Raw genomic sequence first — 14,398 nt, forward strand, 5'->3', positions numbered from 1 at the left:
TTGTTTTAAAAGATTAATACTAGTAAGACAAATGACAATTGAGAACTGTGACAATTAATGAAGAATCAGCTTAAATAGAATTTTTTGGCAAAAAACGAAAGTGTCCACAAACTTTAATTTGAGCTGCGCTGATTTAGGCTTCTTGCAATAGTTTTTTCAACTGGGAAATATTCCTGTTTTTTATAGCCGCAACAAAGCTTTTAAGACAGCTTAAAGTGGCCTTGTCAATTTTTTGTGGTAGTGCAAATTTTATTGACCTTAATTTGATTTTTGCCCTGCTCAGTATTTTTCTTGAATTTTCTGAGGAAATGGACAAAACCTCTGCGATTTCATAGTGATTGTAATTAAAAGCTTCTTTTAAAATGAAGACGGCCCTTTCATTAATGTTTAATGAATTTGATAAGATCTGAAATGACATAGTTGCTATGTCTTCAATGTTTAGATTGGTATCTGCAAACCTTGTTGAAATGGGCTCTTGTTTAATACTGCCCAATGGCAGTGTTTTATCATTCTTTTTTTTAAGATTTATTGATTTGTTAATCGTGCTTTTGATCAAATAGTTTCTTGGGTTCTTTACATCCTTCCTTTCGGAAGAGAGGTAATCTGCCATCACCTCTTGCGAAACTTCTTTTGCATCTTCAATGGAGTTCAAAACTCTAAAAGCAAACGGGAACAATGCGTTAGGGCACTCTTTTATTTTGAGTTCTTTGCTTTTCATGATCTTGCTTTTCATTAAGACAATTTAGTGGGCACAAATGTGACTAAATAACATCCAGAGCTTGAGTAAAGAAATAGGTTTACATTGTAAATAACTTATTAAAATGTGGATGATGAGGCCATTTTTTGGTTGCGTGAAAGCTGGTTTAGGGGACTATTGCGCTAATGAGGATAGATTACAAAATTATCATACACCCCTCTTGTTGGGTTGTCTCCTAATTCAATAAGAGCAGAATGAAGGTTCAATAAATCCTTTTTTGTCAATGGAAGCCCGTGTTCTTCAGGTTGGTAGGTTGTTCCCATGGGATAGCTAACACCTTTCTTAGAAGACATTTCAACATGATTTCCCAGTATATACGCTATCTCATTATTTTTAGAAAAATCTACAAGCCTATTAATACTTTCTTTAAACAATGACCAATTGTTTTCTTTCATGTAAAGGCGGCCTGGATAAAATGTGTCGCCGGTCAACAACAGTTTGGAAGAAGGGTCATATACAGATATTGATGCTTCTTGGTGTCCTGGGATGGGAATAACTTTTAGAGCCCTATTTCCAAGTTCAAATTCCACAATGTCATTTGGCCAATTTGCGAACATAAAAAAGTCTATCACATCATTTTTTTCAAGACCCACCAATGTTGTCTTTGGTTTTCCCTGAAACTGACCATCAGCAGCGTAATGATCACCATGTTTATGGGTATGTGCGACTATTAATTCTATTGATTTGTTCTGTTGCTTTTCCCAATTACTCACAATTTGATCAACAGTTGCTTGCAAAGGAAAGTCTTCTTCTTCTTTAGTGGCTCCAGTGTCCATTAAAAGCGCTTTATCCTCACCTAAAAATAAAAACATGAACGGCGCTTCAAAATTCAAGCATTTGTTTTGCCTTAGAATCCAGGTGTTTTGATCATATTGAACAACTTGTATAGAAGGGTCAATATTTTCATCGCAATCTTCTGATCCATGAATCCAATTCTGTTCATTTAGATCAACATGACCATTAAATGAACGTTGGTTTTGGACATTGATAATTTGCGGCGCTTTATTGTCTGAAGAGCTTTTACAACTGATCAAGAGGATAATGGAAAGTAGTGATATGGCTTTAAGGTTCATTCGGTAAATATTAAAACATAGAGACGCTTAGCTATACTAGTTGTTACATTTGATTTTCCCTGTTGGGCCTTATCTTCTTTTCCGAAACGGACATTACAATACTTTTGGTTTTTTCATTTTTCTCCAGTAGCTCCTTGTTCCGCTTTTCTGAAACTTCAACAGCCTCCCAAATCAATGCTTCCATTTCATCTTTTGGAAATGATTTCATATCCTTTACTGAAAGATGTCTTATTAGTTTTCCCTTTCCCTCCAATTTTAGTGTTCTACTGGTCAACTCCGCTCCACGATTAAATCCAAAGTTTATATGTTTTGAATAAACGGAAATATGACAAAACGCGTCTTTTAGTTTTTCCGATTTTGAGTAAGCAATTGCAACTGCGTTGTAATTATCCCAAATCAGTTCGTTGGCCTCGGGCACCAAATCAGTAATAAAATTCCGCAAATCCAAAGTCAATTTTTGAATTTCCTCGTTATAAGGAGCTATGATTTTTTTAAATTCTGGATTTGGTTTCATTTCTTTTTATTCATACAGATAGTTTGCAGCGAATTCTGCCATTTTTTTCTGATTGTGCCCAACATTGGCAATGACCTCCAGTTTCCAATTAAACTTCATGCCTAGGTTTTTGGCGGCTTCTGTGCTATAACTACAAAAGTATTTGCCTCTTGCCAATCTATGTGTTCCTTGTATATCGGCAGTTTTTGATCTTAACATTCTGCCTCTTGTTTCACTCTCATTATCGAGCTCTCCTAAAAACAGCACCAATTCTTTTTTGAAAGAAGCTCTTAATTTTCTAGCGTCAACATTTTTCATCCCAAAGGGATAGTTCTCTTTGTAATCTGGCAATGTATATGTTCCGGCATTGGACGCAAGGATTTTATTGGCTTTTGAATTGGGGCTGAACAACACAAATCTATGTAGAATTTGACCACCTGCAGAATGACCGAACAGATCATATTTTTTTTGCCTTGATTTTGTAGCTCTTTTAACCATTTCAAATATTCTATCAAAATCGTCATAGATCCAATCTTCTTTTTTGTTATTTATGTTGAACAAAACAATGTTTTCATCTACTAAAACCTGATTGGTGCCTTTCTTAAAAGAAATTCCTTTGCTTAAGTTTAAGTCTTTTACAACACCCCCCAGATGATAGTCGCCATAGTTGTATTCCTTTTCTGGATACGATGGCGAAATAATTAAGACACTATGTTTTTCAGAAGTTTCAATCCAAGAATCCCTATAGTCATCTCCATTTCTACCAGCGCCAGGAATAACCATTAATATCTTAGAGTTTTGCGTAAAGTTTACGGGTCTATGATAGAAAATGGTTATTGAATCGCCATGATGATTGTTGCCTCCATCAACTTTAAATGAGCCAGACCCTTCATTTACCATGTCACTTTGGGCAACAATAACTTTTACAACAAAAAGGGTTGCCATAAGCATTACTAATTTAGTGTTCATTGTTCAATTGTTTTTTAGGTTGCGATAATTTGCATTGTAGTTTCCTTTCAAACCGAACGGATTATTGAGCAAGAATTTCTGTTTAAGCATGCGATAGAACAGGAAACATAAAATAATTATCCTTAAAAAAGTCAACCCCGCCATTCAATATAAACAACGTGTCCTCTTCTTTTAACAAATTTCTATTAAAACCAGCCGGGTTTAATGGGGCAAACCCTAACACCACTCTTTTAACACTGCTATCTGACATGACTTTTATTACATAGTTCAGATCAATGTTCTGGTTGGAAAACACATCATTTAAATAAAGTGTGTCACCTTCTATGTCTGCAATAATGATAGCGTTTAGCTTATCAATATAGTAAATGCTGTTTTTCTTATATGATAAACAATAAAACAGGATTAATCCTGTATTGTTTCGCATTGATATCTTTGATATTGGAATTGAATTGTTTATCGCCTCTATCAGCAATTCTTTGTCATTATTTTCCTCTATGTTCAATCTTCTAAATGATGCTTGGGTTTCAGAAATATTCAGCGGTTTTGAGTGTTGATATTCATTTACTATTCTAAAATTAAACTTCGGATAGAAATCAAGAACACTGCTATTTGCGAAGAGATATATAAAATCAGACTGACCTTCCCATTCATTAATGACTTGTTCAAGAAGGAATTTATTAAGCCCTCTGTGCCGGTATTTTTCATCTGTCATGACGGTCCCAATTTGAATGCCCGTTTTTCTCTCATTTCCAAAAAGAAATTCAATTCTAGTAACGGAAACATTTGATATCACCTCATCATCGAGCATTAGCGAATAGGGGATGTAATGGTTGCCCCAATAACCATTTTGATACCAATCTTCCAAACTGAATCCAAAAATGGACTCAGTCAACTTATTGAAACTTAGTCTAATGTCTTGGTTGTCCTTAAAGTCTTTGGCAAAACGATAAGTGATGCCGTTTAATGTTACATTTTTCATTCAATTGGGATATATAGGTCCACAACAAATTTGTGTTCGGGATGTTCCCTAAAATCATTGTGATAAATTTCGAATGGATTTTCTATGCTCTTTTTATATCCGTGTTCATTCATCCAAAGAAAAAGACCTGTCCAAGATTTTTCAAATTCGTCGGGGGTGATTTCAAAACGGCCAACAATACATTTTCCTTTATCAATTGTCAACTTATGGATCTCGCCTTCTGTTTCAAAAGGCTCATGAGCTATCAAAAATATACCCATACGAACCTTGTTGGGAGCTGTAACTTTAAAACTGTCATAGAAAACTCTGCCCATTTTGTTTTCTGGATTTTTTAGTAAGCCTTTTGGTGTTGCCCATTTTGTGAGTTTTTCAAAAGCGCTTTCAATACCGTTCACCCCTACGTGAGTCACTCCTGCAAGATTCAATTCAGAGGTTTCTTTAATTTCAATTTTTGCATTCATTTCTATCCATTTTTTTAGATTGTCAATGATGCAAAGGTATTTTTCATAGTCAGGATACACTTGTCCATTCTTGCTTTTGAGTTGACGAATCTTGCTATGTTTATTTGGGTTTTGTTTTTTAAATTCCGTTGGGCTTACTCCAAAAAACTTTTTAAAGGCTCTTGAAAATGAAGAGTTATCGCTAAACCCGTAATTATGTGCAATTTCTGTTGTCGTAACGCTCTTATGAAGCAAGTCTAAGGCAGATTTTTCTATTCTTTGCCTAGATACATATTGATTTAAGGTCTCCCCAGTAACAAATTTAAAAATCCGATGAAAATGAAAAGGGGAGAAAAAAGCAACTTCAGAGACAGCCTTTAATGATAGGTCAGACGCCAAGTTTTCGTCAATAAATTCAAAAACTCGATGAACACGAGTTCTATAATCTGTTTGTATCTTATTATCCGTAATCGCCATTTTAAATGCTGTTGAACAGTCTTGCTATGACTCCGCCATAATAAATTATGTTCATTATTGGTTGCTGTTTGTATGCTCGATTCGTTCTTTTAGTCGAATAAAATCTATCCAGCATATATCTCCAATTTCCTCTTCACCTTGAACATGGCCCCCTCTGTGGAAAAACAACAAAATGTTGAGGCGCATAAGCATTGGAGCTATTATTTGGACAATCTGTTTTTTACAAGAGCTATTTGCCCCATGTGATTTGCAGAGTGTTCTAAAATATGAAACCAAGCCCAATGGTTTTTCATGTTCTCATCTATATTTGCTGCGAACCAAGTATCATCTCTAACTTTTAGATCTTCAAGTGTTTTTTCGCGAGCCTCGTTCCAAAGCTCCAAATAATACTTTACTTATGGCAACTAAATGCCCAATATTATTAATACTTCTATTGTGATTTGGAGCGATTTTTTTAAAAAGTGATTCTTTTGTCTTTCTCACTTTTGGTAAGTATTGATTTTCTTTGGAAGGGTAACCTTCTTCCGTTAAAACAACAGCATCTAACTTTTTCCTATCCAAACTTGAACTTTTTCCAACCCCTGTAGGGTCAAATCCTTCCATAATACAGGCATCAATCTTTAATTCTGTACAGGTATTTATTAGATTATCCAGTCGAGAACTCTTGCTATAACAGTCTTGACTCTTCTTTTGAGAACATTTAGATAAAATGAGCGATTGAAATACCCAAACATATCACTACCAGTTTGGATAAATTAAACTTATGCCCTTTACCAGTTTCAAATAGAATAGTTGTAGCAATATGCAAAAAGACACCAATCACTATAGCATTAACAATATCTATATATTCAGCAGCTAAGACCGTATTATTAGATATGTAGGTGCCTAGAGGCGTCATTGCAGTAAACACTATCAAGAAACCAATAATTTGAACTTTGCTATAACTAGATTGAAATAAAAATGTAGTTATTAATGCCGCTATCGGAATTTTATGAATCAATATACCATACACCATATTATTATGTTGGTGAATAGGAAATCCTTCTAAAAAGCTATGAATACAAAGACCTATAAATAGCACCCACGGAAACTCTTGATCTTCTTTATGTATATGGTCATGGCCATGCTCCACGCCTTTAGAGAAAAATTCTAAAGTAATTTGCAATAAGATACCACAGATTATAAAAAGTCCGGTTTGTTTGGCACCTAAATGATGATACACTTCTGGCAATAAATCAAACAGTGTTAATGCTAATAGAAATGCGCCACCGAATGCTAGTAAGAGCTTAGTGCCTACTGATTTTTGTTTCTTGGTTATAAAAGCAATAATAACACCGATAATAATTGCAAAAACTGGAAGTAAATATGTATTCATAACTTTATCTGAAAAAAATAACACATAGGTCTATTCTTATTCTCCTATTCTTTAGTGCTTTTCGTTCTTGTCGAATAAGTTTTACTAACAATTTTCCACTTCCCGTCAATTTTTAGTAGATGCATAAAATCAATATAGGAAAAGGTGCTATACTCCAGTTCTAACTGGGCGTTTGCTGCATCTCCTGCTATATTTATGGCCATAATGCTGGTTTTTGTTTTTACGGGATCATTAGCGTTGACATATTCGCTTAACGCTTCAATAGCATTTACTTCCTCATATTTTTTTTCTATCCACTTCATGGTGGCATTGGTATGGAATGCTTTTTCAAAAGACTCTGCATTATGTGCAGTCATTCCATCGAGGTAATAATTGATCGTTTTTTCAATCAGTTGTAGATCGTTATTTTGTGCTTGTACTTGTGTCATAAAAATTGTGATTAAGATGAATGTGAAAAATATTTTTTGCATGTTAAATTTTTTATTTGATTATGAATTTCGAATGCAAAAAGGTTATGGACGTAATGCAACTTTAAGCGTTCCCGATGAACGATCGCGCATCAAATCATACCCTTTTTCTGCTTCAGACAATGGTAAAATATCGGTAAAGATCTTACTAGGGTCAATAACACCTCTCTCCACTATAGGAAGTAATTTTTCCATGTATGCAGCTACGTTTACAACACCAGTGTGGATGGTTATATTTCTGAACAAAGCCGATGAATAAGGCTGCTCTACTGGTTCATAAAGGTGACCAAACCCTAGTACACTTATAGATGCGCCAGCCTGAGTCATCTCCATACCTTGTGCAATCGCTGTTTTATTGCCCACAGAATCGATAACAGAATTTGCACCTCTTCCTTCTGTTAGTGACTTAACAAATGCTACAGCGTCCTCATTTTTAGAATTTACAACATGCGTTGCTCCAATAGTTTTTGCTAATTCTAACCGACTATCATGACGCCCAACTAAAATAATAGTGGATGGGCCAAACAAAGTAGCGGCCATTACAGCGCTTAGACCAACTGCGCCATCACCAATAACCACTACGGTTTCTCCTGTCTTGATATTAGCATTTAATGCACCGTGATAACCGGTAGCAAAATTATCTCCTAAGGGAAGAACTTTTGTATCGTGCTCATCGCCAGTTAAACCTTCAGGAAGTTTGAATAGTGAAGAATTGCCGTAAGGAACACGTATAAATTCGGACTGGCCTCCTTGGATATCGTCACCACCATGTTGAGCAAATAGGGGGGTTCCAAACAAACCTCCATGGTCACATGCAGAAGGTAAATCGCGTTTGCAATAGTAACAATCTCCATCAACGAACATGGCTGAGGCTACAACACGGTCTCCAATTTTTAGGGTATGTATGCCTTTACCTACTTGGTCCACTACACCAACAAATTCATGACCTATTCGCATCCCTTTAAATAAACCCATTTCTGGTCCGTTTTGGGTAAATTCTAAATCTGCACCGCAAACACCTGCAAGTGTAATACGTACGATGACATCATCATCTTTTAATAATTGTGGTTTTGGTATATCTGCGACCTCAATTTTTGCTCGTTCCTTATACACTACTGCTTTCATACTAAATCTTTTAATTTGTTTTTCTCTTTGTTTTTTTGAAAAAGGTTGGGATTTAGTTTTACAGAACTATTGGTCGAATAAAACTTGAACCAAATCTAAACCTGTCAATTATTGACATGACAAAGTTGCGTCACATGTGAAGAGATTAATATGACCTGTGGTAAGAAAAACGCTTGACCTAAATCAACGTATGAAATTGATTTAAATCAATTTTTGTTAGGAGCGTGAACGAATTCTACTTATTGATTCGGGAGAGATTCCTAAATAGGATGCTAAGACATACTGTGGTACTCTATTGGCAATTTGCGGATATTTATTAACGTAGTCCCAATAACGCTCCTCAGAAGTTTTGCTGATATTGGTAATAACTCTTTGATTAGAATAGGACAAGGCCCTTTCTATATAAAGCCTAAAGTATTGGCATAAAGCATGTATTCTTCCACAGAGTTCCTCTACATCGTCATACTTCATTTGTATGATTACAGAATCCTCAAGTGCTTCGGCATGGTATTCCGCTGGAGTTCTACTTAGATAACTGTGAAAGTCCGTGAAGAACCAATCTTCTACTCCGATACTAACCGTATGTTCTTTTCCAACATCATCTAAATAAAAAACCCGGACGGCACCTTCTACGATATAGTTTCGATATTCGGATACAAACCCAGGTTGAATAATGAATTGTCTTTTCTTCACTCTGGTGATCTTTAATATGGAAGTAAACTCCGCTATTTCACTATCTGACAATTCAACATATCTGGCTACATGATCCAATATTCCTCTGTATTTGCTCATCTATTTATGTTTTTTTGACTCTTTTCAATAACAGCTACACGACTATGGCGAGCAGCGTTACAAGCGAAGCTTGCAATAACTATTGGTGGCCATTAGATGCTAATTGGTCATGGTCCATGTTGAGAACTGTACCGCATAGCTATTGCGAGAGGCAGTTATTGGGTATTAAATATAAGGTTAATCTGGACGAATTGGCAGTGGCACTGTGTGGCTATTGGGGAAAATAGTTGAAGGGGAGGTATAGCATAGCGATAGGCCTTAAACGACCGTTGGTGTTTTTCTCAATGTGCTGGTAAATATTACTATTCTTTTCTTGGGTAAAGCATATCTAAAAAACGATCTACAAGGGCAGCTTGTTCTTCATTAGAGCTATAGAGCGGTGCATTTTTTCTGGAATACGCCCTGACAAAGAGGTCAAATTTTATGCGGTATACCATTTTATCTACTTCAACACCTTTCCTTTTCTTAAGCGTATTGAGCTTGTTCAATTCTTTCTCCCACCAACCAAAATCGGTTTCTCCGGGATTCTTAAAATCTGAAGTTATTTGGGCTCTTAATTTACCTGCCAACTTACGCTCCATTTTTAGGACATTGGTATGAGAGGCCAACCTTTTCTTATAATCCGCAGAGGTCAAGAGTTCCTGGTATTGTTTGGCCAAACTATCTACCGAAACCATTGGGCTATAGCTTTTTAAAATACGTTCATACTGTTCAGAGGCGTACAAAAGGGCACCAGCTTCTTTAAATGGCCCAATTCTGTCATAATCAGATTTGTACAGTCCTAAGATTTCCTTAGAAGCCTCAGGGGGCGATTTTTTCAATTTTTGTAGGCGAAGCCAATCGAACGCACGAGAAATCTGTTCTGGCGGAGGCCATGAATGGTCCCCATCGTAGGTTATTAAAGTACTATTGAACTTAATTAAATTGAGGTAATCTTTGTTTTCTAGCAATTCTCGGTAGTTCATATCTCTATCTCCACAAAGGCCTACATAGGCATAATTTTGTGTTGAAGGCATATGTTCCTTTATATTAGAGAATCCTGCGCCACAGCCAATTACTCCAGCAAATTTGTTGGTTAATGAAGCTATGGCACTAGCTAAACGAGAACCTCCGGAAAAACCGGAAATATACATTTCGTCCTCTTTGACAGTGAAGTTGGAGAAAATGTGGTTGAACAGGTTATTGGCAATATCAAAATTTCGTTCATATGGACCATTTCTAGAGTTGTTGGAGCAAACAAGAATATGCCCATATTTTTCAGAAACTTCAATAAAAGAACCAATACCTATAGCAGCCCTTGCCCCTGGATCAAAAATAAAAACAATGGAACTTAACTCGTTTTCTTGATAACGTTCAGGTAAGTAAAGTGCAAAGCTTTCATTGGCCGCTCCAAGAACAGGGATAGAATCATGAATCACCCCTTTTGTAAATGCTGTTTGGGCACTTATAGAGAAAACCAAACCAGAACAGATATACAGAAAGAAAAACGTAATGCGCATGCTTTACTTTAAAATACCAGAATATTTAGAGTTGTTGGACAACAGTTCTCTTGCCGCCAAAATGGCGTCATCGTGCTTTAAGTAGTATTTGTACAATCCTTCGCGATAGAAGTAACGCTTAATAATCTCGTCTTCAAGGTTTTTCTGGATCTCTGTCTTAAAATTGTCCAAAGCAGAAATCTTTCCCTTGTTCACCGCCAACAACAGGTCCTTGTACTTTTCTTGAACATCTGGCCCTAGGAGATGCTCATCTGCATTTATGGATTCTTCCAATAGTTCTTCTGTTTCTGTCTGAAAGGAAAAATTTTGTGTTCTTGCAAAAGCTTTGAAGGAATCAAAATCCGAATCTGAAAAAGTAAAATTATCAACAGAATCGTAGGAATGGTCGTAATAAAAATCGGTAGCAAAATCAAAGACAATACTGTTCCTTTGCAGGGCATCTATTAGAGTATTCGACTTTAACGAAGCTATTTGAACATCTGGCATTACCCCACCGCCATCTTGAACCTTACGCCCATTTCTGGTGGCAAATTCTTTAAAGTCGGTATTTTTAACAGCCTTGCCTTCCTCATCCCTGTTCCAATAATCCAAAGACTGAATACAACGACCAGAAGGCGTATAATATCTGGAAATGGTCACTTTTAGTTGTGTTCCATAAGTAAGCTTAAGAGGTCGCTGCACCAAACCTTTTCCAAAGCTCCTAGCACCCATGATAACGGCACGATCCAGATCTTGAAGCCCACCAGAGACTATTTCACTTGCAGAGGCACTTTTCCCGTCTATAAGAACCACTAAAGGAATATCTAAATCTTCTGGAGCGTTTTTGGTTTTATATTGTTGATTGAACTTTTTGACCTTTGATTTTGTCGTTACGATCAACTCTCCTTTTGGAACAAATAAATTAGTGATATTGATGGCCTCTGAAAGAAGTCCTCCTGGGTTTCCACGGAGATCCAAGACCAGTTTTTCAGCACCTTTTCCTTTTAGATCTTGCATGGCAGATTTGGTTTGAGAAGAGGCTTTTCTGTTAAACTTTGAAAGAACGATATAACCTGTTTTTTCGTCGATCATATCATAATAAGGTACAGCATCCACATCAACACCCTCCCTTTTTAAGGTTGCTGTCTTTGTTTCTCCCTGCCTTACAAAGGTTACATTTACACTAGTATTGTTTGCACCCTTTAAAAGCTCGCTTGCGTTATCGTCAAAATCCGAAACTTTGATATCCCCAATCTTAATAATTTCATCACCAGCTTTTAACCCAGCTTTATCTGCAGGGTAATCCTTGTATGGCTCAACAATTACCAACTTACTTTCATAGGAACGAACAATGGCCCCTATTCCAGAGTATTCACCGGCATTGTTGATTTTATAGGCCTCAACATCTTGCTCGTTTAAAAAACGCGTATACGGATCAAGACCATCTAGCATGTTCTTGATCGCAGAATCCATGAGCTCTGCAGGATTTGTTTCATCTACATAGTTCATGTTTAATTCCTTAAAAAGCGTAGTGAAGATTTCTATCTGCTTTGCAATCTCAAAAAAATCACTTTTAAAACTACTTCCTACAAACAGCAAGGTTAGCGCTAAGACAGGAATTACAACCTTTTTACTGATCAATCTTTTCATGGGATTGTTTTTTTAGGAAAGTTTCCAAGAGCTGTTTTATTGCCCTATCCACTTCCTGATAATTTGGCATCTTACCACCAAGATATAAAAATAGGAACGCAAAGTTTCCCTCTATGTTGTTAAAAACAAGATGCTTGTTAAGGCGATATCCTTCTCGTAACAGCCTTTTAACCCTATTTCTTTTTATAGCGTTCCTAAACTTTTTCTTTGGAGCAACTACACCAACTTTAATATGAACATCGTCATCAAAATCAGCGTTTGTGTATAACAACTTAACAGGAAAGGTTGTTATACTCTTCCCCTCGGTAAAGAGCTGTTCAAAAAGCTTTTTGCTTTTGAGTTTTTCTTCCTTTGGAAAAACAAAGTTCTTCGGGTTTTCTGTTAAATGCTCAGTCATATTGACCATAGTAATATGGTTTATGACTACAAAGATACTTTTAAAGCAACATGGTCAACCAAGTACAAAGTTGAATTATTCTGGCTGATACACATTGTTTTCTGGGTTAACATCTGCCATTAGTTGAGATGGATCAATTGCAATAGCTTGTATAGAGGTTATGGGTTTGTCTATGATAAATTCATATGTGGGATAGGCCCAAGCCCAGTCTTCTACTACAGTTCTGTTCACTGCAGGGTAAGGATTTGCTTTTTCTCCTCGCATCATACGCAAAGGAACATAATAGGTCTCTTGATTGCCATCTGCACCAACGACCAATAAATCCAAAGGCATTGGCATTTCTCCCAATCTTTCTAAAATGACCTTGGTTTGGTTTCCTTCGGCCTCAACACTTTTTATACCATAATCTATGGTATTTGTGGTTTGGGTCCAATCTGTTAAATACCAATCCAGTTCTAATCCAGAAACCTTTTCGGCAGTTCGCTTAACATCATTGGGCACAGGGTGTGTAAATTTAAAATCGTCGTAATATTTTCTAATCGTTTCCATCAACTTATCCTGGCCAATAACATAACCCAGTTGTGACAGGAAAATGGAGCCTTTGCTGTAGGCAGAAATACCATAGGCAAAATTTGTTGTGTAACGATCTGCATGTGCCGCTTGCGGAAGCTCCATGCCAGAATTGACAAGGGCATAGTATCCTTTATAAGAACCATCAAAAGGGTTTTCTTTATTTTGCTCCATAATTTCGTTCATGCACAAACTACTGATAAAGGAAGTAAAGCCTTCATCCATCCATTCATGTTTGGATTCGTTAGTTGCTAAAACATGTTGAAACCAAGAATGCGCCATTTCATGCACCATAACACCCACTAAGCTAGAAAACTGACGTTTTCCGGTAATCAATGTGCTCATGGCATATTCCATACCCCCATCACCTCCTTGCACCACGGAGTATTGATCATAAGGATATTTACCAATATTCTTACTGAAGAATCGCATGGCTTCTTCAGTTTTTGGCTGTAGATTTTTCCAGTTCTCTAGAATTTCAGGGTCATTCTTATAGTAGAAATGAAGGGTAGGTCCATCTTCCATTTTTAATGTATCATGAATATAGTCTGGATCGGCAGCCCACATAAAATCGTGAACATTGGGTGCTTTAAAGTGCCAAGTCAATGTTTTGCCTTTTGTCTTTACCTTGGTGCCCGGTGTTTCGTAACCATGGCCGACCTCTTGTGGGTTTTGCAGATACCCAGAGCCACCAACGGTGTAGTTTTTGTCAATGGTCAATTTAACATCAAAATCCCCCCAAACGCCATGAAATTCACGAGCTATGTAAGGGTTTGGGTGCCAACCCTCAAAATCATATTCAGAAAGCTTTGGGTACCATTGGCTCATAGAAAGGGCAACACCCTCACTGTTGTTTCTTCCGGACCTTCTTATTTGTAAGGGAACCTGACCCTTAAAGTTCATATCCAGAACTGTTTTTCCTCCAGAAGGAATAGGGTTTGCTAGATCTACTACCAAAATGGTGCCTTCTTCTTTAAAGCTAACGGCATTTCCATCTTGAGTTAAGGACTGTGTATGCAGATACCCAATTTCACTTTCTGAAAGCGAAGCAATTCTGCTCTTTCCATTATCCATCATTCGCCCGTCGGGATCTTTAACGTTTTGCAGTCTGGCATCCATTTCGCTACCTGGTTGAAAGGCATTAAAATAAAGATGATAATATACTCTATCCAATACATCTGGTGAATTGTTGGTATAGGTCAGTTTTTGTGTTCCTGTATATTGATATGTTTCAACATCCATTTGAACATCCATAGCGTAATCTACATGCTGTTGCCAATAGGAATCGTTTTTCTGTCCTGAAACTAGGAAAACACCCGATAAGATTGTAAAAAAGAGGAAACGTACTATAGTCAT

The 14,398-nt window shown here is 36.8% G+C and carries 15 protein-coding genes; all 15 read right to left on the bottom strand.

All coding sequences use genetic code 11. The annotated features are described in order from the left end of the window. Positions 1-133 precede the first annotated feature (133 nt). The 15 genes from DKG77_RS03425 to DKG77_RS03505 all read right to left on the bottom strand — a co-directional run bounded on the left by DKG77_RS03425 (position 134) and on the right by DKG77_RS03505 (position 14,398). On the bottom strand, positions 134-733 hold the full coding sequence (locus DKG77_RS03425; RefSeq protein WP_109660206.1) for a sigma factor-like helix-turn-helix DNA-binding protein: 600 nt from the start codon (positions 731-733) through the stop codon (positions 134-136). Between the two features lie 146 nt (positions 734-879). Continuing rightward, a complete protein-coding gene (locus tag DKG77_RS03430; RefSeq protein WP_109660208.1) occupies positions 880-1,830 on the bottom strand; it encodes an MBL fold metallo-hydrolase in 951 nt (316 codons plus the stop codon). 43 nt (positions 1,831-1,873) lie between these two features. After that, positions 1,874-2,344 carry a DUF1801 domain-containing protein gene (locus DKG77_RS03435; protein ID WP_109660210.1) on the bottom strand — a complete coding sequence of 157 codons (471 nt, stop codon included), beginning with the start codon at positions 2,342-2,344 and terminating at the stop codon, positions 1,874-1,876. Positions 2,345-2,350: 6 nt separating this feature from the next. Beyond that, positions 2,351-3,292, bottom strand: a complete 942-nt coding sequence (locus tag DKG77_RS03440) for an alpha/beta hydrolase family protein (RefSeq protein ID WP_109660212.1) — start codon at positions 3,290-3,292, stop codon at positions 2,351-2,353. 82 nt (positions 3,293-3,374) lie between these two features. After that, positions 3,375-4,271 carry a GNAT family N-acetyltransferase gene (locus DKG77_RS03445; protein WP_109660214.1) on the bottom strand — a complete coding sequence of 299 codons (897 nt, stop codon included), beginning with the start codon at positions 4,269-4,271 and terminating at the stop codon, positions 3,375-3,377. Further along, positions 4,268-5,188 carry an AraC family transcriptional regulator gene (locus DKG77_RS03450; protein ID WP_243414815.1) on the bottom strand — a complete coding sequence of 307 codons (921 nt, stop codon included), beginning with the start codon at positions 5,186-5,188 and terminating at the stop codon, positions 4,268-4,270. The genes DKG77_RS03445 and DKG77_RS03450 overlap by 4 nt, the downstream gene beginning before the upstream one ends. A 345-nt stretch (positions 5,189-5,533) precedes the next feature. Continuing rightward, the gene (locus tag DKG77_RS03460; RefSeq protein ID WP_109660218.1) at positions 5,534-5,791 is read right to left on the bottom strand and encodes a nitroreductase family protein; all 258 of its coding nucleotides are present in this window, start codon (positions 5,789-5,791) and stop codon (positions 5,534-5,536) included. Positions 5,792-5,888: 97 nt separating this feature from the next. After that, positions 5,889-6,563, bottom strand: coding sequence for a ZIP family metal transporter (locus DKG77_RS03465; protein ID WP_109660220.1), 675 nt, complete (start codon positions 6,561-6,563; stop codon positions 5,889-5,891). A 44-nt stretch (positions 6,564-6,607) separates the two neighbouring features. Further along, entirely contained in the window at positions 6,608-6,991 is a 384-nt protein-coding gene (locus tag DKG77_RS03470) for a nuclear transport factor 2 family protein (protein WP_165819341.1), read from the bottom strand. A gap of 84 nt (positions 6,992-7,075) precedes the next feature. Beyond that, positions 7,076-8,155, bottom strand: coding sequence for a zinc-dependent alcohol dehydrogenase (locus DKG77_RS03475; protein WP_109660224.1), 1,080 nt, complete (start codon positions 8,153-8,155; stop codon positions 7,076-7,078). Between the two features lie 216 nt (positions 8,156-8,371). Beyond that, the gene (locus DKG77_RS03480) at positions 8,372-8,947 is read right to left on the bottom strand and encodes a Crp/Fnr family transcriptional regulator (RefSeq protein ID WP_109660226.1); all 576 of its coding nucleotides are present in this window, start codon (positions 8,945-8,947) and stop codon (positions 8,372-8,374) included. 302 nt (positions 8,948-9,249) lie between these two features. Beyond that, on the bottom strand, positions 9,250-10,446 hold the full coding sequence (locus tag DKG77_RS03490; protein ID WP_109660230.1) for an alpha/beta hydrolase: 1,197 nt from the start codon (positions 10,444-10,446) through the stop codon (positions 9,250-9,252). Positions 10,447-10,449: 3 nt separating this feature from the next. Beyond that, on the bottom strand, positions 10,450-12,075 hold the full coding sequence (locus tag DKG77_RS03495) for a S41 family peptidase (protein WP_109660232.1): 1,626 nt from the start codon (positions 12,073-12,075) through the stop codon (positions 10,450-10,452). Next, positions 12,056-12,481 (bottom strand): ribonuclease P protein component, encoded by a 426-nt coding sequence (gene rnpA, locus DKG77_RS03500; RefSeq protein ID WP_243414817.1) that lies wholly within the window; start codon positions 12,479-12,481, stop codon positions 12,056-12,058. The genes DKG77_RS03495 and rnpA overlap by 20 nt, the downstream gene beginning before the upstream one ends. A 66-nt stretch (positions 12,482-12,547) precedes the next feature. After that, positions 12,548-14,398: a M1 family metallopeptidase gene (locus DKG77_RS03505; protein WP_109660235.1), complete on the bottom strand. Its 1,851-nt coding sequence runs from the start codon at positions 14,396-14,398 to the stop codon at positions 12,548-12,550.

It is taken from the genome of Flagellimonas aquimarina (genome assembly GCF_003149745.1).
GTDB classification, from domain to species: domain Bacteria; phylum Bacteroidota; class Bacteroidia; order Flavobacteriales; family Flavobacteriaceae; genus Flagellimonas; species Flagellimonas aquimarina.

Coding starts and splice junctions, on each gene's coding strand:
- DKG77_RS03425 (WP_109660206.1), bottom strand. CDS start 733: ATGAAAAGCAAGATCATGAAAAGCAAAGAACTCAAAATAAAAGAGTGC.
- DKG77_RS03430 (WP_109660208.1), bottom strand. CDS start 1,830: ATGAACCTTAAAGCCATATCACTACTTTCCATTATCCTCTTGATCAGT.
- DKG77_RS03435 (WP_109660210.1), bottom strand. CDS start 2,344: ATGAAACCAAATCCAGAATTTAAAAAAATCATAGCTCCTTATAACGAG.
- DKG77_RS03440 (WP_109660212.1), bottom strand. CDS start 3,292: ATGAACACTAAATTAGTAATGCTTATGGCAACCCTTTTTGTTGTAAAA.
- DKG77_RS03445 (WP_109660214.1), bottom strand. CDS start 4,271: ATGAAAAATGTAACATTAAACGGCATCACTTATCGTTTTGCCAAAGAC.
- DKG77_RS03450 (WP_243414815.1), bottom strand. CDS start 5,188: ATGGCGATTACGGATAATAAGATACAAACAGATTATAGAACTCGTGTT.
- DKG77_RS03460 (WP_109660218.1), bottom strand. CDS start 5,791: ATGGAAGGATTTGACCCTACAGGGGTTGGAAAAAGTTCAAGTTTGGAT.
- DKG77_RS03465 (WP_109660220.1), bottom strand. CDS start 6,563: ATGAATACATATTTACTTCCAGTTTTTGCAATTATTATCGGTGTTATT.
- DKG77_RS03470 (WP_165819341.1), bottom strand. CDS start 6,991: ATGACACAAGTACAAGCACAAAATAACGATCTACAACTGATTGAAAAA.
- DKG77_RS03475 (WP_109660224.1), bottom strand. CDS start 8,155: ATGAAAGCAGTAGTGTATAAGGAACGAGCAAAAATTGAGGTCGCAGAT.
- DKG77_RS03480 (WP_109660226.1), bottom strand. CDS start 8,947: ATGAGCAAATACAGAGGAATATTGGATCATGTAGCCAGATATGTTGAA.
- DKG77_RS03490 (WP_109660230.1), bottom strand. CDS start 10,446: ATGCGCATTACGTTTTTCTTTCTGTATATCTGTTCTGGTTTGGTTTTC.
- DKG77_RS03495 (WP_109660232.1), bottom strand. CDS start 12,075: ATGAAAAGATTGATCAGTAAAAAGGTTGTAATTCCTGTCTTAGCGCTA.
- rnpA (WP_243414817.1), bottom strand. CDS start 12,481: ATGGTCAATATGACTGAGCATTTAACAGAAAACCCGAAGAACTTTGTT.
- DKG77_RS03505 (WP_109660235.1), bottom strand. CDS start 14,398: ATGACTATAGTACGTTTCCTCTTTTTTACAATCTTATCGGGTGTTTTC.